The 19,719-nt window shown below is 40.4% G+C and carries 12 protein-coding genes; 7 read left to right on the plus strand and 5 right to left on the minus strand.

What is annotated here, in order from left to right:
• Nucleotides 1–103: 103 nt before the first annotated feature.
• Nucleotides 104–607, plus strand: a complete 504-nt coding sequence (locus ACS5PU_RS03740) for a nuclear transport factor 2 family protein (protein WP_439457933.1) — start codon at nucleotides 104–106, stop codon at nucleotides 605–607.
• A 119-nt stretch (nucleotides 608–726) separates the two neighbouring features.
• Here ACS5PU_RS03740 and ACS5PU_RS03745 read toward each other — a convergent pair whose 3' ends face one another.
• Nucleotides 727–1,131 carry a hypothetical protein gene (locus ACS5PU_RS03745; RefSeq protein WP_439457934.1) on the minus strand — a complete coding sequence of 135 codons (405 nt, stop codon included), beginning with the start codon at nucleotides 1,129–1,131 and terminating at the stop codon, nucleotides 727–729.
• Nucleotides 1,132–1,215: 84 nt separating this feature from the next.
• On the minus strand, nucleotides 1,216–3,780 hold the full coding sequence (gene topA / locus ACS5PU_RS03750; protein ID WP_439457935.1) for a type I DNA topoisomerase: 2,565 nt from the start codon (nucleotides 3,778–3,780) through the stop codon (nucleotides 1,216–1,218).
• A 277-nt stretch (nucleotides 3,781–4,057) separates the two neighbouring features.
• Here topA and ACS5PU_RS03755 point away from each other — a divergent pair, with 277 nt between their 5' ends.
• Nucleotides 4,058–4,573, plus strand: coding sequence for a glutathione peroxidase (locus ACS5PU_RS03755; RefSeq protein ID WP_439457936.1), 516 nt, complete (start codon nucleotides 4,058–4,060; stop codon nucleotides 4,571–4,573).
• Nucleotides 4,574–4,998: 425 nt separating this feature from the next.
• On the opposite strand, the gene ACS5PU_RS03760 is transcribed toward ACS5PU_RS03755, so the two are convergent.
• A complete protein-coding gene (locus tag ACS5PU_RS03760) occupies nucleotides 4,999–5,835 on the minus strand; it encodes an MBL fold metallo-hydrolase (protein WP_439457937.1) in 837 nt (278 codons plus the stop codon).
• 46 nt (nucleotides 5,836–5,881) lie between these two features.
• Nucleotides 5,882–6,325, minus strand: a complete 444-nt coding sequence (locus ACS5PU_RS03765) for a MarR family winged helix-turn-helix transcriptional regulator (protein WP_439457938.1) — start codon at nucleotides 6,323–6,325, stop codon at nucleotides 5,882–5,884.
• A gap of 165 nt (nucleotides 6,326–6,490) precedes the next feature.
• Here ACS5PU_RS03765 and ACS5PU_RS03770 point away from each other — a divergent pair, with 165 nt between their 5' ends.
• Entirely contained in the window at nucleotides 6,491–7,720 is a 1,230-nt protein-coding gene (locus ACS5PU_RS03770; RefSeq protein WP_439457939.1) for an MFS transporter, read from the plus strand.
• A 577-nt stretch (nucleotides 7,721–8,297) separates the two neighbouring features.
• Here the strand turns inward: ACS5PU_RS03770 and ACS5PU_RS03775 are convergent.
• Nucleotides 8,298–9,317, minus strand: coding sequence for a LacI family DNA-binding transcriptional regulator (locus ACS5PU_RS03775; protein WP_439457940.1), 1,020 nt, complete (start codon nucleotides 9,315–9,317; stop codon nucleotides 8,298–8,300).
• Nucleotides 9,318–9,779: 462 nt separating this feature from the next.
• On the opposite strand from ACS5PU_RS03775, the gene ACS5PU_RS03780 reads away from it, so the two are divergent.
• From ACS5PU_RS03780 to ACS5PU_RS03795, 4 genes are all read left to right on the plus strand, one after another.
• On the plus strand, nucleotides 9,780–12,920 hold the full coding sequence (locus tag ACS5PU_RS03780; protein WP_439457941.1) for a SusC/RagA family TonB-linked outer membrane protein: 3,141 nt from the start codon (nucleotides 9,780–9,782) through the stop codon (nucleotides 12,918–12,920).
• Nucleotides 12,921–12,924: 4 nt separating this feature from the next.
• Entirely contained in the window at nucleotides 12,925–14,637 is a 1,713-nt protein-coding gene (locus ACS5PU_RS03785; RefSeq protein ID WP_439457942.1) for a RagB/SusD family nutrient uptake outer membrane protein, read from the plus strand.
• Nucleotides 14,638–14,674: 37 nt separating this feature from the next.
• Complete coding sequence (locus tag ACS5PU_RS03790) at nucleotides 14,675–17,755, plus strand: SusC/RagA family TonB-linked outer membrane protein (RefSeq protein WP_439457943.1); 3,081 nt, start codon at nucleotides 14,675–14,677, stop codon at nucleotides 17,753–17,755.
• 92 nt (nucleotides 17,756–17,847) lie between these two features.
• Complete coding sequence (locus tag ACS5PU_RS03795; protein ID WP_439457944.1) at nucleotides 17,848–19,614, plus strand: RagB/SusD family nutrient uptake outer membrane protein; 1,767 nt, start codon at nucleotides 17,848–17,850, stop codon at nucleotides 19,612–19,614.
• Nucleotides 19,615–19,719: the final 105 nt, after the last annotated feature.

Consider the following 19,719-nt stretch of genomic DNA (forward strand, 5'->3'; position numbering starts at 1 on the left):
TCGTTTTTAGATGTGCGAAAAAGCTGGTGTCGAGCGGAATGATTATTATTCGATACAGCATATTCCAGATGAAAATTAACTAAAATTCACGTTAAAAGAAATTATGTTGAAAATTAAGCCTTACAACTTGTTCCTTTGCATGGTTTTGGATAAGTTTACAGCATCAACCTCATTAGAACCAGATATGATAAAGAAACTTTTAATTTTTTCAGGCCTGTTATTTTCTGTCAGTTTTTGTTTTGCCCAAAAAGCAGATGTAGAAGCTGCTGTAAATAAGTTAACCAAACTGATGGTTACGCCTGACAGTGTAGCACTTGATAAATTAATCCTGAATAACCTGAGTTACGGTCATTCAAGCGGAAAAATTCAAACCAAGCAAGAATTTATGCATTCTCTTCTTTCTGCAGAATCTGATTTTGTGGATATCAATTTAACCGATCAAACCGTTATTGTTCAAAATAAAACTGCCTTGGTGCGCCACACATTAAGTGCTAAAACGAATGATAAAAACGTTCCAGGAAATGTAAAACTGTATATCCTGTTAATTTGGAGTAAGGAAAAAGCCGGCTGGAAATTAATTGGTAGACAGGCTGTTAAAGTGCCTTAGTTCAGTTTGGAGTTTACAGTTAGGAGTGTGCAGTTTTGGGTGCAAATAACCTAGGGTATTAAAAAGGTGTATTTGGGGCGCCGCAGTGGTCTCCAAACTCACCACCCCAAACTCCCAATTTATTTAATCATTACCCCAGGTCTATTTACCAATGGAATTTTGATCAGATTAGAATCGATGATGCTTTCTGGTAGGAAAATAAACTTTTTATCGTAAATGGTGCTGCCGATGTAATAACTGAGCCAGTATTCGTTGGTTAAGCCAAAAACTTCAGGATCTATAGCTTCAACACCAGCAAATGATTGTGCTTCCATATCACCTACAAAATGCCTCAAAACAGAAGTTTTAACCTGCTTGCCGTCTTTTTCACCATAACCTTTAGAGCTAATTAAAACATTGGTGATTGGCTCGTTTTTTAAATTAACAAGATAAACTGTCCAGTTTTTTACTTCCGGGGTTTCGCTCATCAGCACAACGGCCATGGCAATATCTTCTACGGTATTTTCTGGTAAATCTGCTTTCATAAAAGTACTTTGTCGTCATGCTGAACTTGGTTCAGCATCGCTTACAACATAGAGACCCTGAAACAAGTTCAGGGTGACGATGATTTATTTTTTCTTTGCTACAGCTTTTTTAGCCGGCGTTGCTTTTTTCTTTGCAGGTGCCTTTTTCTTCGTTTCGAAAGCATTTGGCACTTGCTCCACAATCATTTTTTTAACTACTTCCAAATCAATATCAGCCAGTTCTTCTGGTGTATATTTTTGTTTGGTAGCTTCATTGTTCCTGAGTTTTAGCATCAGTTTGCCGAAACGGATAAACGGTCCCCAACGGCCATTTTCGATAGAAATTTTCTCTGCATCCCAGGTTTTAATATATCTGTTGGCCTCTTTTTCTACTTTTTTACCGATTAAGGTTTCAATATCACTTTGCGATAAATTATCGAAATCGTAACCTTTAGCCGGAATATTGATAAAAAGGTCGTTCCACTTGATGAACGGACCAAAGCGGCCCTTGCCTTTGGTAACCCCTAAACCCTGATAATGGGCAATAGGCGCATCGGCATCCATTTTTTCGCGGATAATTTCGACAGCCCTATCATAATTAACCGATAGCGGATCTTCATTTTTAGGAAGTGAAATAAAACTTTCGCCCCATTTAACATATGGGCCAAAACGGCCTACACCGATTACAACCTCTTTTCCTTCAAAATCAGGAAGTTGAAACGGTAATTTGAATAATTCTAAAGCATCGGCTAAAGTAATGGTAGCTACCGATTGGTTGCGCATTAAACTTGCATAACGCGGCTTTTCTTCTTCATCAAGTTCGCCAATTTGAACCAGCGGACCAAATTTACCAACTTTGGTATATACATTTTTGCCTGTTGCGGGGTCTAAGCCCAATAAGCGTTCGCCCGTAGCACGTTCGGCAGTTTCTAATGTGGTTTCTACTTCGGTATGGAAAGGACTGTAAAAAGAATGAAGCATTTTGGTCCACTCTTGTAAGCCTTGCGCAATCTCGTCGAACTCTTTTTCTACTTTAGCCGTGAAATTAAAATCTACAATTCCTTTAAAGTGTTCTACCAAGAAATCGTTTACGACTTCACCAATATCGGTAGGAAAGAGTTTAGATTTTTCGGCACCGGTTACCTCTGATTTTATCTCTTTTTTAACAACTCCATCTGCCAGGACAATCGCGGTAAATTTGCGCTGCTTACCATCTCTATCTTCTTTAACAACATAACCACGGTTTTGTACGGTAGAAATAGTTGGGGCGTAGGTAGATGGTCGGCCGATGCCAAGCTCTTCCAATTTCTTAACTAAACTGGCCTCCGTATATCGTGCAGGTGGGCGCGAGTAACGCTCTGTAGCCTGCATTTCTTTTAAAAATAATTCCTGCCCTTTGGCTAAAGGAGGTAAAATAGATCCACCTTCTTTTTCCTCTTGTTCCTCATCATCGGTCGATTCGAGATAAACTTTAAGGAAACCATCAAATTTCAATACTTCACCTTCGGCAACTAAATGTTCTTTGCGGGTAGAAGCGGTAATCTGAGCAGTTGTTTTTTCAAACAGCGCCTCGCTCATCTGCGAGGCTATCGAACGTTTCCAGATCAGATCATATAAACGTTTCTCTGAAATATCGCCGTCTACCGTGTGCCTGTCAAAATAAGTAGGGCGGATGGCTTCGTGAGCTTCCTGCGCGCCTGCAGATTTTGTTTTATATACACGGTGTTGATGGTATTTATCGCCATAAGCAGATTTAATTTCGGCAGCAGCGGCATTTAAGGCGGTTTCTGATAAGTTTACAGAGTCTGTTCTCATGTAGGTAATCTTACCGGCCTCGTAAAGCCTTTGCGCTACCTGCATGGTACGTGCAACCGAAAAGCCAAGTTTTCTGGAAGCTTCCTGCTGTAGGGTTGAAGTGGTAAATGGTGCAGCTGGGTTGCGTTTTGCAGGTTTTGTTTCTAAACTCGTAATATGAAATTTTGCCTGGGCACAATCCTGAAGGTATTTTTCAGCATCAGCTTCGCTTTCAAAACGTTGCGGAAGTTCTGCTTTAACCTGTTCTTTTCCTTTTCCGGTAGAAAACTGCGCGGTTATTTTATAAGCTGCAGCAGCATTGAAGTTTAAAACTTCCCTTTCTCTATCTACAATTAAACGTACGGCAACAGATTGTACACGGCCGGCTGATAAAGATGGTTTAACTTTTTTCCATAAAACAGGAGAAAGTTCGAAACCCACTAACCGATCTAAAACACGGCGTGCCTGCTGGGCGTTTACCAAATTGTAATCAATTCCACGTGGACTATCTATTGCTTTTAAAATGGCAGGTTTGGTAATCTCATGGAAAACAATACGCTTAGTTTTCTCTACTTTTAGGCCTAAAGTTTCAAATAAGTGCCAAGAAATGGCTTCTCCCTCGCGGTCCTCATCGGATGCTAGCCATACCATTTCGGCATCCTTGGCTAGTTTCTTCAGCTCGGCTACAACGTTTTTCTTGTCGGCCGGTACTTCGTAGGTCTGGGCAAAATTATTGTTGATATCAATTGCCATATCACCTTTAACTAAATCACGGATGTGGCCATAGCTAGATTTCACCAGGAAATCTTTGCCTAGATAGCCTTCTATAGTTTTAGCTTTTGCGGGTGACTCGACGATTAATAAATTTTTGGCCATGAAATACGTTTTTGTGCAAATAAAGCTATAATTAAAGCATAAATCCAAACCTGAATAGAATTTAATACAAATTTTTTATTAAAGTATGTGCAAGTAAGGCGATTTATTAGCCTAAATACCACTGGTTTTAGGTCCGAATTATTTTTTTTGACGCCCATATTTAGAATAGCGGCATCATTCTAGTTTCTGCTATGGCATAACCCATCATTTAATTTACAACAACATTACCTCAGCGAAAACTATTTGTGCCTATATTCGTATATAAAAATAAAAAACGATGATAAGCACAATTTTAATTCTACTAAACTTTTTGGTGCCAACGCCTCCAAAAAATGTTTACAATTTTAGCTTTAAAACTATTGATGGTAAAGAAATTAAACTTTCTCAGTTTAAGGGCAAAAAAATCATGATTGTTAACACTGCTTCTAAATGCGGTTATACCCCTCAGTACGAAGATTTGGAAAAACTTCAAAAGCAATACGGCAAAAAAGTAGTGCTAATTGGTTTTCCTGCAGGTAATTTTGGTGGACAGGAATTTTCTACCAATGCCGAAATCAAAGAATTTTGTACAGGAAAATACAATGTTTCGTTTTTGTTGGCAGAAAAAAGCAGCGTAAAGGGTGATGACATTAGTCCATTGTTTAAATACCTTACTTCTCAAACCAATACAGAAGAGCAAGGAGATATCAAATGGAACTTTGAGAAATTCCTGATCAACGAAAAAGGGGAGCTGGTTCACCGTTTCCGTTCAAAAACTAAGCCTTTGGATGAGGCAATTGTTAAAAATCTGTAAGGATGGATGATGTGAGATGGGAAAGGTGAGCATGATAAGAGAATAGTCTTTCTAGAAAAGATTTAAAAAGGTAAGATGGTGAAGAGCTATTTTACCTTTTTTTATGTCGATAAGCTAAGATTGTTAAAATTTGTGACGTATGTGCTTAATGACTCTTATATTCCTTTTACGGTCAAACAAAATGCAAAATATTCTTTAGTACCCTCGGAGTTTTTTGGAAAGAGAAAGGGGCTTAAATCCATAAGCCCCAAATAAACCAAACAAACTATTTATGAAGTATAGTAATAACCAGATACAGTTAAAAATGTTTTTGGGAAAAGAAATAAATTGTCAGAAAACTGTCCAATTTTCATGGTTTTCTAAATAACCAAGAGAAATAGGCTACAAAAAGGTAATTAGTATTGGGAAAATAAGTTTTTAAGCCTTTAAAAAAGATTAAGCTGCTCTGGCTGGTAAAGTTCTGGGTTAAAACTGTAAGCTGTTTGTGCATTTTGATTGCAATCAATGTAATATACTTCCGTTTCTTCGTAACGTGAAGCTACTTTAACAAAAGTATTGCCTGCAACTGCTTTAAAAAGGTTTTCAACCAGGTCGGGGTCGTTATTATCTTTAGATAAGTGGCTCAATAAAAGATGGCTCATGTAATCTGGCTTGTGGCTGGTAAAAAGTGCCAGCGCCTGCGCGTTGCTAAGGTGACCGTGACCGCCCATAATCCTTCTTTTCAAGAAATAGGGGTATTTGCCATTTTCCATCATTTGCGTATCGTAATTGGCCTCCAAAAAAGCGGCATGACAGTTTTTGAAATGACTGATTAATCGATCGCATACGGCGCCAATATCGGTAAATACACCAACCCTTACACCGTTACATTCTACGGTAAAACTATAAGGATCTGCTGCATCGTGAAATTTAGAAAAGGCCGAAACCTTTAAATTGCCGATCTGGATATTTTGTAAATGGTTTAGCGAAAAGGTATTGTGCTGATCTAAAACCAATCGGCTGCTTTTTAAGGTAGCGGAACTGATGTATACCGGAAGTTTGTATTTCTTTGCAAAAACAGTTAAGCCCTTAATGTGGTCGCTATGTTCGTGCGAAATGAATATGGCCTTTATTTTTTGGATGGACAGGCCCAAACGCGCAATCCTTCTTTCTACTTCTTTGCAGGTTAAGCCAACATCAACCAAAATGGCTTCGTTATCGTTACCCACGTAGTAACAATTGCCGTTGCTGCCCGAATTTATTGATGTAAAGTGTAGTGCCATTTTAAAGCTGCAAGATAAGGCTTATTTAGCTAAGGAAAAAAGAAAACTATACCCTCGAACCATTATGTTCAACCAGGCGCGAAAGGAGTGGGAGGAAAGCCTGTATCAGGTTTATTTCTTCTGAGGAAAAAATTTTCTCCATGGTTTGAACCAGCCATTCTTCTTTTATCTTTCTGCTGGCGATGATGTGTTTTTCTCCGAGTTTGGTTAAACCGATAAATACCTTGCGTTTGTCTTCTTCACTTGGAAAACGCTCCACACATTTGGCCTCGAATAAACGGTTAATGATCTGTGAAATAGCCTGCTTAGAAACCCTTTCCATATCGGCCAGTTCGGTTGATAACATTTTGCCGTGCTGCTCTAGCAACGACATGGTTAACAGCTCTGCATTGCTAAACTCCGAACTTACATTCTGTTTGCGCAGCTGCCTGGTTAACCGTGTAACGGTACTTCTTAGTTTTGCGGCTATATCTTGTGTTTGCGTAGGCATATTATTGGTAAATAAACTTTACAAATATAAGCTTTTGTTTTTGTTGATGATTTTTTTTTAATGAATGTATCATTTATGATTTTGAGGTGATAAAAATGAGCTTTTTGCGTTTTATAGTTTCGTCTGAAATTTCTATTTTTGTAAAGTTACTTTACTATTTTAAACATGAGTATTTTTCGTTCGCTAAGGCATTATAATTACAGGTTATTTTTTACAGGACAAGCCATTTCGTTAATAGGCACGTGGATGCAGCGTGTAGCCATCAGCTGGTTGGTATACCGTTTAACGGGTTCGGCTTTTCTTTTGGGCTTAATTACTTTTTTAAGCTTAATACCATCTTTGGTGCTGGCGCCATATGCAGGCAGTTATGTAGATAGGCACAATAAGTACAAAATTTTGGTGATTACCCAGGTTATTTTAATGCTACAGGCAGGGGCATTGGCTTTAATGATCTGGTTTAAGGTGTACGATATGTTCTGGATTGCAGCATTATCCTTGGTACAGGGGCTGGTAAATGCGTTTGATGTAACTGCGCGGCAATCGTTAATGGTAAATTTAATTGATGATAAAGAAGATTTACCAAATGCCATAGCACTTAACTCATCCATGTTTAATGCGGCTCGCTTAATTGGTCCGGCGCTGGCAGGTGTTATTTTAAGTACACTGGGCGAGGATATCTGTTTTTTGATCAATTTTGTGAGTTTTATTGCGGTACTGGGCTGTATGGTAATGATGAAGCTTAAACTTACTGAGCATAAAAAATCTACAGAGAACATCTGGATGGATTTAAAGAAAGGTTACGATTACCTTAAAGCATCGCCCGATCTGGCTTCGATGGTTTTGATGATGGCGGCCTCGAGCTTGTTGGTTATTCCGTTTACTACGTTACTGCCGGTTTTTGCCAAAGATATTTTTAATGGTAATGCTACAACTTTTGGCTGGTTCGAAAGTGCGGCAGGATTCGGGGCCTTTTTCGGGGCAATTTATATGGCCACCTTAAAAGCCAATCAGAACCTGCAGAAAATAGTTATGCTTTCGGGAATTTTATTGGCCATCTCGGTAGTTGCCCTGGCCATTTCTCCATCTTTGGTGCTGGCGTTAATATGTACCGGCTTGGCTGCCTTGGGTTTAATGGCCCAAACATCATCTATTAATACGTATCTGCAAACCCACGCTGATGATTTAATGCGGGGCAGAACATTAAGTTATTATATTATGGCCTATCAAGGAGTATTGCCGATCGGCAGTTTATTGATGGGTTACCTGGCGCATTTGTTTGGTACACAAATGGTTGTGGCTTTTGAAGGTGTTGCAGGCTTATTGATTGTTGCAGCTTTTGTATACAACGAAAAACATCGGAATCAATTTAAGGGAAGCGCTATGTCGTTGAGGTAATTTAAAGGCTTGTTTTGACCATTAAGGTATTAAGGGCATTAAGTTTTTAAAGGTTATTTCCTAATTAACTTAACTGCTAAATGGTAATTTAAAGGCTTGTTTTGACCCACTAAGGTATTAAGGGCATTAAGTTTTTAAAGGTTATTTCTAATCAGCTTAACTGCTAAATGGTAATTTAAAGGCTTGTTTTGACCCACTAAGGTATTAAGGACATTAAGTTTTTAAAGGTTATTTCTTAATCAGCTTAAATGCTTAATGATAATTAATGCTTATTTGACCATTAAGGTATTAAGGTATTAAGGACATTAAGTTTTTAAAGGTTATTTCTTAATCAACTTAACTTCTTAATGGTAATTTAAAGGCTTGTTTTGATCATTAAGGTATTAAGGACATTAAGTTTTGGTGGAAAGGTTATTTCTTAATCAACTTAACTTCTTAATGGTAATTTAAAGGCTTGTTTTGATCATTAAGGTATTAAGGACATTAAGTTTTGATGGAAAGGTTATCTCTTAATCAGCTTAATGGTAATTAAGGGTTTGTATCATTTCTCAATGATAAATATGGGCGTATTTTCCACCTATTCGTGCACAACCAATTTACAATCAACCATTACTTTCTGGTAGTTCTGTATATCGATTTCCTTATCAATAAGCTGTATGAGTAATTTAATCGCATTTTCTCCAACCGATTCGGGATTTTCCTCTATCGAAGCAATTGGTGGCGAATCCAGGTAGCTGATAAATGAAGTATTGCCAAAGCCTATACATTCAATATCGTTAAACTTTGGATGGTTTATCGATCTGAGGTATTTTATGGCATCAAATAAAATGGGTTCTTTAAAAGCTACCAAGGCCGTTGGCATATTTTCGCGGTTGGCAAAAAGATTTTGTATAGCTGATATAGTGTTCTCCTTGTCAAAATCGGTATAAGCCACCAGTTCTGAAGAAAATGGAACACTGTTATCTTTTAAGGCATTAATGTAGCCATTAAAACGGTCGTGGGTAAAGTTGATCATTTTAGGCCCGCCCAAATACGCAATTTTTTTGTGACCTCTATCAATCAGGAATTTAGTTGCCTGGTAGCATCCTTGAAAGGTATTGCCCAAAACCTTGTGGCAGCTTAAGTTAAAACTCGGGTTACGGGTATAGTACACTACCGGAATGCCCATGTTTTCGAACTGATCTAAATGCGCAAAATCCTGCGTATGTTTCGAAATGGCCACAATTAAACCATCAACACGGCTTCTTAACAACATATTGGCCGATTGGATTTCTTTTTCCAGGTCATCGTGAGACTGACTGATGATAACATTGTATCCATGTTGCGTGGCAAACTGCTCTACACCGTAAATGCTTCTGGTAAAAAAATGGTCTAACAGATTAGGTAATATAATACCAATAATGCGCGATTTTTTCTCCTTTAAATTGATTGCTGATTTATTGGGGGTAAAATGTAGATCGCGCGCCATTTCCTGAACACGCTGTTTGGTGTATTCATTTATGGTAGGGTAGTTATTAAGCGCTTTTGATACTGTTGATACTGACATCTTTAACTTTTCAGCCAAGAACTTTAGCGTAACAGGAGTATTATTCATCATCTTTTCCAATCTCAATGCATAGATAAGAAAAAAAACGCAATTATTTCAAACGTTTGAAATGTAGTTTCAAATGAATTTATAGCCTTTTAAGCTATTTAAAAACACTTTTATGTTTTTTCCTTTTCTAAATTCGTTACCGCTAACACAAACTAACCAAATAACAATGACGAAATCATCCCAAACCAATTTCAGTTTTAAAAGGGCTATTACTGGAATACCAAGTTTAGTTACCAATACTAACTTTATTTTGTCTCATAAATATTACTGTTTAAAGACAAAATCCTACAATTCTGAAGATGCCTAACTGCGCCTAAGCAAATGTTTTTACCGGTTGCTTAACAGCTTTACGCTGAGCAATATCTTACATTAAATTAATTGGATCTGTAAGCCTTACAAATCTGGTTAATCAGTATTAACTACGCATTAAATTTTAACAAGATAGATTTAATATTTATAACAATTATGGATATACTTTACAATTTGAGAAGTACGCCGTCATCTGTTGGATTTGAAAAAAATCAATGGCTGAAGGTATTTTATACATTAGCCTTTATTTTTCTGATCGGTTCTTCCTTTTCTGCTTATGCACAAAGCACGGTTAACGGAACAGTAAAAGATAACAAGGGGATAACCTTACCAGGGGTAAGTGTTAGGGTTAAAGGAACAACAATTGGAGCGGTAACCGATAACGATGGTAAGTTTTCGATAAAGGTAGGCGCTAATGCTACCCTAACTTTCACTTATGTGGGCTACACCATTAAAGAAGTGGCTGTTAACAACAAAACAGTTTTAAATGTGGTTTTGGAAGACGATTCGCAGGGATTGGATGAGGTTATTGTAGTGGGTTACGGCGTACAGAAGAAATCTACTTTAACGGGTGCCGTTGCGCAGATTGGTGCCGAAGAGGTGATGAAATCGCCTACGCCAAGTCCTACAAATGCTTTAATTGGTAGATTGCCAGGTTTATTGGCGGTACAAACCAGTGGGCAGCCGGGTGCCGATGGAGCTCAGTTAAAGGTAAGGGGTGTGGCTACTTACGGGAACAACAATGCTGCAATTGTAGTGGTCGATGGCGTAGAGCGTCCTAGTTTTTCTGATGTGGATGCCAGTGAGATCGAATCCGTAACGGTGTTAAAAGATGCGGCATCAACAGCCATCTACGGTATCAGGGGAGCAAATGGTATTATCGTAATTACCACCAAACAAGGTAAAATTGGTAAACCCAAGGTTACCTATACCGGTAACTATGCGCTGCAAACCTATACAGGTCTTGCTGTTGGTCTTCCGGCTTTCGAAAATGCTTCATTACTAAACCAATCTTACGTTAACGATGGTAAGGCACCATTCTTTACCGATGCCGAACTGCAAAAATTTAAGGATGGATCAGATCCGATCGGCTATCCTGATGTGCAATGGTTTGATTATTTAACCAAAAAGTATTATTCTCAAACACAGCATAATATCAACATCAACGGCGGAACCAAAATCGCCAAATATTTTGTTTCGGCAGGTTATGCCTTCCAGGATGGTATCTTCAAAAAGTTTGATTCGCCTTATGGCATCAATACCGTACCCAATTACAACCGTTACAATTTCCGTTCGAACGTAGATTTAACCTTGAACAAAGATTTTACAGTTGGAATTAAATTGGGCGGCCGTTTTGCCAACAGGTACCAGCCAGCAGGCTTATTGTCTTCTTCTGCTTTCTCGTACGATACGATAGAGGGGATGATTTCGCGTATTTTACAGGTTCCGGCTTACGCTTATCCGGTAACGCTTCCGGATGGCAGGATAACGGCAAACCCGAATATCGGTACCAATATCTGGAATCCATTTGCGGTATTAACCCGCTTCGGAACCCGTAACGACGATAACAATACCATCGAGAGTACCTTTAACCTCAACTATAAATTAGGTTTCATTACCAAAGGTTTGGGCTTTAAAACGGTATTTGGCTACGATTCTTACTATAACAATACAGAAAGACGGAACGCCAATTGGGCCGCTTATGTTTATAATCCGGCAACAGGGCAAGCTACCTTATCAACCGATACCCGTAACCGAGATGAGCCTCTGGGGGCCGTACAGGATGGTGGTGTAACCGGTGGAAGTACCAACATGAACCTGCAAACAGGTTTTGATTATAACCGCGATTTTGGCAAGCACAACGTTGGCGGATTGCTATTGGGCACCCGTCAGCTTATCCGTACCACCGGTGGAACAGCTTTTACAGCACCTCCAAGAGCATCGCAGGGTATTGTAGGTCGTGTTACTTATAACTACGGAGAAAGGTACTTTGCCGAGTTTAATGGTTCTTACAACGGGTCGGAAAACTTTGCAGAAGGATTGCGTTATGGCTTCTTTCCGGCAGTATCGGCAGGTTGGACCCTTACCAACGAGCCTTTCTGGAAAAAGAACAACATTTTAACCTATCTAAAAATAAGGGGAAGTTACGGTCAGGTAGGTAACGATAGGATTTCGGATAACCGCTTTTTGTTCCTAACCACTTATCAGGGTAACTCTGGTGCACCGTTCGGAAACCCTTTGGCCTTGGTTAATTATCCAACCATTTACATTGCCGATAATGCTTTAGGAAATGATAAAGTTACTTGGGAAACCGGTACCAAAAGAAACATTGGTATGGAAGCCCGTTTCTTGAGCGATAACCTAAAACTAACGGTCGATGTTTTTGACGAAACCCGTAAAGATATTTTAACACCAACCTTAAGTGGCTCAGCACTGTTTGGCCACTCATACCCAAACCTAAACAAAGGTATTGTATACAACAAAGGTTATGAGGTGGAGCTCGATTACCAGCGTGTGGTTGGCAGTGTAACCCTGGGCTTAAACGCACAATTGAGTTATAATAAGAATAAGATCCTCGAAAACGACGAACCTGACGGAATGCCTTTTTCATTGGCGAGAAAAGGAACAAGCGTTGGCCAGTATTTTGGTTACAAGACCGATGGTTTTTTCCAATCGGCTGCTGATATTGCGGCTTCGCCAAAATTATCTGGCTACAACCCAATTCCAGGCGATTTAAAATTTAAGGATCTTGATGGCGATGGCGTTATTACCAACCTGGATCAGGATGCAATTGGCTATACCAATACACCACAGTACATTTATAGTTTTAGCCCAAGGGTTAGCTACAAAGGGTTTTCACTTTCTGCATTATTTCAAGGGGTGGCTAACGTGAGTTCGAACGTAATTTTAAACGAGCAGAACAACGGTCAGCAGATGTATCCTTTTATGTTGGATGCCTGGACACCAGCTACTGCTGCTACAGCAACCTGGCCAGCCCTGCATGCCCGCGGTACAGCATCTTTAAACTATGCACTAAACGATTTTACCTTACAGAACTCGGCATATTTAAAAATCAGGAACATTGAACTGGCGTGGACACTTCCAAAATCGTGGATGAGTTCGCTGAAGCTGAGCAATGTGAGGCTTTTCTTACAGGGCCAGAATATTTACACCTGGACAAAATATAAGTTTTATATCGATCCGGAAAATGTAAACACCGTAAATATGGCTTTCCCATTACAGGCGCTTTATCCAACATCGAGAATTTACAATTTTGGTTTAAACGTTCAATTTTAAGATCATGAAGAACTACAGAATATATACAGCCATTATTTTATTAACGCTGTTTTCCATTTCCTGCAAAAAAGACTATTTAGAGAGAACACCTGGTGTAGCTTTAACCGAGGATGAAATTTTTGCAGATCCTGCTCAGGCAGCAAGATTTGCCGATAATGCCTACAATTACGTAATCAATAAATATGTAAGGTTTAACGATCACCGTGGCTGTGTGGCACAAGCATCGGATGAGGCTGTTTCGGGCAACTCAGAAGGAACGGTAACCACCTTAAACCGTGGTTTGTATCACGATCATTCTAACGGTGCATCATTAAACGATATTTACGATATCTGGAAAAGAATGTATGCAGGTATTGCCATCGAAACCAAAATGCTATCGAGGCTTGCCGATGTGCCGCCAGCGCCCCCTGCAACGGTGCCTATTTTTCAGCCTGTTAGGGTAGAAGGAGAGATGCGTTTTTTACGGGCCATGTCTTATTTCGAATTGACCAAAAGATTTGGTGGTGTACCCATTGTGGATAAAGTTTACACCGTAAATGATGAGTTGAACCTGCCACGCAGTTCATTTGATGAGGTAACCAAATACATCCTGGCTGATTTAGCCATTGCTGAAACCAAATTGGGCAACGATGCCGATTATCTTCCGGCAGATTATGGCCGCCCAACCAAAGGCGCGGTACAGGCTTTAAGAACCAGGGTACTTTTATATGCCGCAAGCCCGCTAAATAACCCAACTGGCGATAAAACAAAATGGGCCGCTGCCGCTGCTGCCGCCTTAAGGATTATGAACGGCGAGTTTGGAAATTATGCATTACAATTAACCTATGGCGATATACTGAATGTGCCAACTTCAAGCGAGTATATCATGATCAGGATTAAGGGCAATACACCTTTGGCAGGAGAAATGATGCAGGATTTTTCAATGTCGCCAGGATCGGGTGGTGCGCAGGGACAGATGAACCCTACGCAGAACCATGTAGATATGTACGAAATGGCGAATGGAAAAGCCATTACCGACCCTACTTCGGGCTACGATCCGCAGAAACCTTATGCCAACCGTGAGCCACGCTTCTACGATAATATTATTTATAATGATAGGCCTTGGCAGGGAAGGGCAATACAAATGTGGTCTACACCAGCAGGCGCACTTGATTATAGCACAACCATTACCTACACCGCTACCCGTTACTATTGCAAAAAGTACTGGCCAGAGGTTTACCGTACCGTTGGAGGAAGTACTACTTTGCTTAACTACATTTATTTCCGCTATGCAGAGGTGTTGCTAAACTATGCCGAAGCACAAAATGAGGCTGTAGGCCCAGGCGATGTTAACGGCCTTGTTTATGCACAGTTAATTGCCATCCGCAAACGCAGCGGAATACTAGCTGGAGCAGATAATCTTTACGGACTTAAAGCCAATATGACGCAAGATGAAATGCGTACCGTGATCCGACACGAGCGTGCCATAGAATTGGCTTTCGAAGATCACCGCTGGTATGATATTATGCGCTGGAAAATTGGTGCCACAACCATTGGCGTTCCGATGAAAGGGATGGATGTGGTTAAACAGGCCAACGGAAGTTTCGTGTATACGCCATTTGTACTGAGCCAGACATTCCAAAAAACCTGGACAGAGAAACAAAACCTGTATCCGATTCCAAGAGCAGAAATTTATAAAAGCAAAGGTGTATTAGCACAAAATCCAGGTTGGGAATAGTGAGTTAATCAATGTAACGCTAAAAAGATTATTCAAAATGAAATTATTAAAATCAAAATATAAATATATAGCCTGCCTGCTTTTTTTATGGGTTTGCATGCTAAACGTTTACAGCCAAACGCCTGATGAGCAGATTACCGTATCAGGCAAGGTAGTAGATCAAGATAAGAAGCCTATGGCCGGAGTGGCCATCTCCATCCAGGAAGATAAAACCAATAAATCGGTAGCTACCGGAGCTGATGGAACTTTTACCATTTCGGCCTCTACAAGCGATGTACTTGTTTTTAAATATGTGGGCTACCTTATGCTGCTTAAACCAGCTGCAGAAGTAAACAAAGGCGATATTATTTTAAGCAAAGCACTAATTGATGCTGGCGATGACGATAATGTTTACATCCCTTTCGGTGTAAGGAAGAAAAGAGAGGTTACAGCAACCATCAGTACAATAAGTACCAATAACCTTCCACAGATTCCATCATCATCCTTAACCAATGTATTTACCGGCCGATTACCGGGACTGGCCATTTACCCGAGCGGTTCGCAGCAACCTGGTTATGATGTATCCAGCTTCTTGATCCGTGGCCGTTCATCTTACAACAGCAACCAGGAGCCTTTGGTATTGGTAGATGGTATTGAACGCGATTTTAGATCGATGGATTTAGCAGAAATTGAAAGTGTTAGTGTATTAAAAGATGCGGCAACCTTAGCCTGGTATGGCATGTATTCGGCAAATGGTGTGGTTTATGTGAAAACGAAAAGAGGTAGTGCAACTTCTACCAGCGTTACTTTTGATGCCCAGGCCGGTTTACAGGCGCCATTGCAGATTGCAGCTCCTTTAGATTCTTACAGCTACGCAACTTTGTACAATGAGGCTTCGATTAACAGTGGTGGTACAGCTATTTACAGCCCTACCGCTTTACAGGCTTATCAGGATGGTTCAGACCCGATTAAATATCCAAACAATAATTTTGTTAGGGATTTTACCAAACGCGTAGCACCTACACAGCGTTATGTAGCAACCGTAACCGGTGGCAATGCTTTTATTAAATATTATACCCTGTTAAGTGCTTATCAACAAGGTGGTTTTTACAAAGGCGGACATAACGATACCTATGATGCCAACACTGATTTTAACCGCTATAACTTGCGTACAAATATCGATCTGCATGTAAATAAAAACTTGGATGTGGCTTTGGATATTGGTGGAAGGATTACCAACCTTACCTTTCCAAATGCGGGTACGGCAACATTCCTGTCAACCGTTTATTCCCTGCCTGCAAATGCTTTCCCGGTAATAAACCCTAACGGATCGTACGGTGGAACATCGATTTTTACCCAAAATAACCCACAGGCCATGCTTGAGGCCCGAGGAGCAAGTACAGATCTGGTACGTAATATGATGGCAACCCTTAGTGCCCGCCAAAAAATGGATGGCATATTAAAAGGTTTAACGGGCGAGGTGTTTTATGCCTATGATATTGCCGGTTTGTACCGCTCGGGCTTTACCCAGCAATATGCAACTTCCGAGCTTAAGGCCGATGGAACATATACAACATATGGTACGCCTGCCAAGGTTGATTATCAATCTAACGTTTTCTCTGGAAATATTAGAAAAAGTGAGTTTTGGGCAGGATTTGATTACAACAGAACTTTTGGAAAACACGATATTAAATTCAGTACCCGGGTTTCGAGAGCCAACTATGCTTCTTTCGGTAGCTTGGATGTAAGACGCGAAGGCTGGTCAAACCGTTTATCATACAATTATATCCAACGTTATTTTCTTGATTTAACAGCTTCGTATGCGGGTTCAGAAAATTTTGCCCCTCATTCTAGATATGGATTTTTCCCTGCGGCATCAGCCGGATGGATTATCTCTGACGAAGATTTTATGAAAGGATCAACTGGTTTTCTTGATTTCTTGAAAATTAGAGGTTCTTATGGTCTGGTGGGTAACGATGCCATTGGTACAGCTAGAAGATTTGCCTACAACGATTTCTTTACCAGAAGCGCTGCAGGTTATACTTTCGGTACAGGTTACACAGGCGTAAGTGGTTCTGGTCAACTGGCTTTGGCCAACCCATACCTTACCTGGGAAAAGGCTTATAAAACCAGTGTTGGTTTTGATGCCAAACTTTTCAAACAATCGCTATCTGTCAGTGCCGATTATTTCTACGAAAATAGAAAAGACTTAACTACGGCCTCTTTATTGCCAAGTCTTTTAGGTCAGGCGCTAATTTATGTTAACGAGGGAGAAGCTTCTTACAAAGGTTTTGAAACTGGCCTAAACTATAACAAAAAACTGGGTGGCGTAAACCTGAATGTGTTTGGTAACTTTACCTACAGCACCAGTAAAATCCTGGCCATAAATGAGGGCGCAGGTTTGCCAGAGTATCAAAAACAATTGGGGCATCCAATTTCAAGTGTAATTTCTCCTGCCGCTACAGCCAATTCTGCAGCAGGTTATGTAAGCATGATGCTCATTTCAGATGGTATTTTTCAAAACCAGGCACAGATAGATGCATCGGCAAAACAGTTGTTATCAAAAGATGTTAAACCGGGCGATATCAAATATGTAGATCAGAACGGCGATGGCGTAATTAATGATCTGGACCGCGTAAGAACCGATTTCAACTTTGTACCTAAAGCCTACTTTGGTTTCGGAGCTTCTGTTTCGTATGCCAATTTCGATGCCAACTTCTTGTTTCAGGGTACCAGCGGCCGATCGATTACCATACAGCAATTGGTAAACGCAGGCAATACAAACAACGGATTTTTAAACCAGTTCAGTGTTGATAGATGGACCCCAAGCAATCCTGGTGCACCATATCCACGTTTACTTTTAACTGATCGTGGCAACAATACCGCCACTTCTGATTTCTGGATCAGGTCTGGCGATTATATCAGGTTAAAAAATGTGGAGATCGGTTATTCACTGTCGCCATCGTTTATCAGAAAATTAAAGATCAGACAGCTGCGCTTTTATGCCAGTGGCTTAAACCTGCTCACTTTTGATAAACTCGGCGATCTTCCAATCGATCCGGAATTGCCAGAATCGGGTTACAACTCATCTTATCCTTATATGAAAATATATTCGTTCGGTGTGAATTTGAAATTTTAATAGCTAAGACAGTGAAACTTACAGCTGTTTTCTTTCCCTAACGGATAAATAAAACCCTATAAGTTTCACCTCCTTAAAAAAAACTAAAAGAGATGAAAAAAAATATATTTTATTTAATCCTAGCTGTTGTGGCCATTTATGCAGCTGGATGTAAAAAAGACGGATTTCTTCAGGACGGCGAATTTAGTGGGGGTAACGATATTACCCAGGCGCAGCTTTGGGCCAATCCGGATTACGCCAGAAATTTCCTGAATAATGTTTATGCCTCACTTTCCGATCGATACGATCTGGATGATGGCGCTTTATTGGCTTCTGGTTCTGATGAGGCAGTTAATTCTAATCAAAACTCATCCATAAATATATTGAATAACGGTACCTGGAGTCCGGTTAAAACCTTTGATGATGTGTATTTTAACATGTATTCGGGCATCCGCAAGGCCAATATGTTTCTCGAAAATATAGATGGGGCGGTTATTGTTCCGGCTGATGAAACTTTTCCGCTAAACAATGCGGCTAATCAAGGACTAGCACCTCAAATAGCGCGCTTAAAAGGCCAGGCATTTTTCTTGAGGGCATTTTTTCAGTTTGAACTGCTTAAACGTTACGGAAGTTTTGCCATCGTAACCCGTACCCTTACCGTAAACGACGATCTGGATCTGCCACGCAACTCTTTTGACCAATGTGTGAAACAGATTTCGGATGACTGCGAGGAAGCCATTTCAAGATTACCTTTATCGCCAACTGAGTGGAATACCCCACTCCGTGGCCGGGCTACCCAAACGGCTGCCATGGCGCTAAAAGCAAGATTATTGCTGTATGCCGCTAGTCCACAGTACAACCCAAGCGGCGATATTGCCAAATGGCAGGCTGCCGCAGATGCCGCAAAAAGGATAATGGATACCGGCAAACATGGTATTTACACCTCATATCCAAACATTTGGTTATGGAACAATGGCGCCTTTAACATTGAAACCATTTTTGCAACCGCTACACTAAATACCAATACCATCGAACTGAACAATGCGCCAATCAGTTACGATGCTGCAAATGGCCGTACCAACCCTACACAAGAATTGGTAGATGCATTTGAAATGAAAACCACAGGCAGACCAATTACCGATGCAGGTTCAGGTTATGTTGCTACCAACCCTTACGCAAACCGCGATCCAAGGTTTGGTTTTACCATATTGTACAACTCGGCTTCAATTCAGCCAGCAACAGCTCCGGGCAATGCAGCTTACCTACTCACTTTATTTAAAAGTAAGCCGGTTGAAACCTTTGTTGGCGGTAAAGATGGTTTAGGCTTAAACGTAAATGCAACCAAAACAGGTTATTATATGCGTAAATATTTGAGCGAGAGTGCATCTTGGGCAGGTAACAGTGCTACGGTTCGCCGTCCGTGGATTTTCTTCCGGTATGCCGAAGTGCTTTTAAACTATGCCGAAGCCTTAAACGAAGCACAGGGTACTGGCGCTTTAACACAGATTTTAAGCAGCTTAAACGCGATTAGGAGCAGGAGCGGAGTGGCTATGCCAGCTTTGCAAACCACCAACCCGGCAGCCAATGGTTATGTGGCACCAACAAAAGATGAATTGCGCAAAAGGATCCATAACGAGCGCAGGGTAGAACTTTGCTTCGAAGAGCAGCGTTTTTACGATGTACGCCGCTGGAAAGAAGGAGAAATAACGTTTAACAAACCTGTTACAGGAATGCGGATTACGCAGGTAGGTCCAACCACTTTTACCTACACGCCTTTTACGGTAGAGAACAGGGTATTTACAGCTAAAAACTACCTGTACCCCATTTCACAGAACGAATTAAACAAAGCACCAAAGCTGGGACAGAACCCTGGTTACTAAACAAAAACTAAATTTTGCTCAAATTTAGGCGGGCGGTGGAAACACCGTCCGTTAATTAATTGTTAGTTTTGAAACGATCAATTAATTAATAATAAAAACTTAAGT

It is taken from the genome of Pedobacter sp. GSP4 (assembly GCF_051857575.1).
Taxonomy (GTDB): Bacteria; Bacteroidota; Bacteroidia; order Sphingobacteriales; family Sphingobacteriaceae; genus Pedobacter.

Excerpts from the sequence above, each read along its gene's own strand:
- ACS5PU_RS03740 (WP_439457933.1), top strand. The coding sequence starts at position 104 with ATGTTGAAAATTAAGCCTTACAACTTGTTCCTTTGCATGGTTTTGGAT.
- ACS5PU_RS03745 (WP_439457934.1), bottom strand. The coding sequence starts at position 1,131 with ATGAAAGCAGATTTACCAGAAAATACCGTAGAAGATATTGCCATGGCC.
- topA (WP_439457935.1), bottom strand. The coding sequence starts at position 3,780 with ATGGCCAAAAATTTATTAATCGTCGAGTCACCCGCAAAAGCTAAAACT.
- ACS5PU_RS03755 (WP_439457936.1), top strand. The coding sequence starts at position 4,058 with ATGATAAGCACAATTTTAATTCTACTAAACTTTTTGGTGCCAACGCCT.
- ACS5PU_RS03760 (WP_439457937.1), bottom strand. The coding sequence starts at position 5,835 with ATGGCACTACACTTTACATCAATAAATTCGGGCAGCAACGGCAATTGT.
- ACS5PU_RS03765 (WP_439457938.1), bottom strand. The coding sequence starts at position 6,325 with ATGCCTACGCAAACACAAGATATAGCCGCAAAACTAAGAAGTACCGTT.
- ACS5PU_RS03770 (WP_439457939.1), top strand. The coding sequence starts at position 6,491 with ATGAGTATTTTTCGTTCGCTAAGGCATTATAATTACAGGTTATTTTTT.
- ACS5PU_RS03775 (WP_439457940.1), bottom strand. The coding sequence starts at position 9,317 with ATGATGAATAATACTCCTGTTACGCTAAAGTTCTTGGCTGAAAAGTTA.
- ACS5PU_RS03780 (WP_439457941.1), top strand. The coding sequence starts at position 9,780 with ATGGATATACTTTACAATTTGAGAAGTACGCCGTCATCTGTTGGATTT.
- ACS5PU_RS03785 (WP_439457942.1), top strand. The coding sequence starts at position 12,925 with ATGAAGAACTACAGAATATATACAGCCATTATTTTATTAACGCTGTTT.
- ACS5PU_RS03790 (WP_439457943.1), top strand. The coding sequence starts at position 14,675 with ATGAAATTATTAAAATCAAAATATAAATATATAGCCTGCCTGCTTTTT.
- ACS5PU_RS03795 (WP_439457944.1), top strand. The coding sequence starts at position 17,848 with ATGAAAAAAAATATATTTTATTTAATCCTAGCTGTTGTGGCCATTTAT.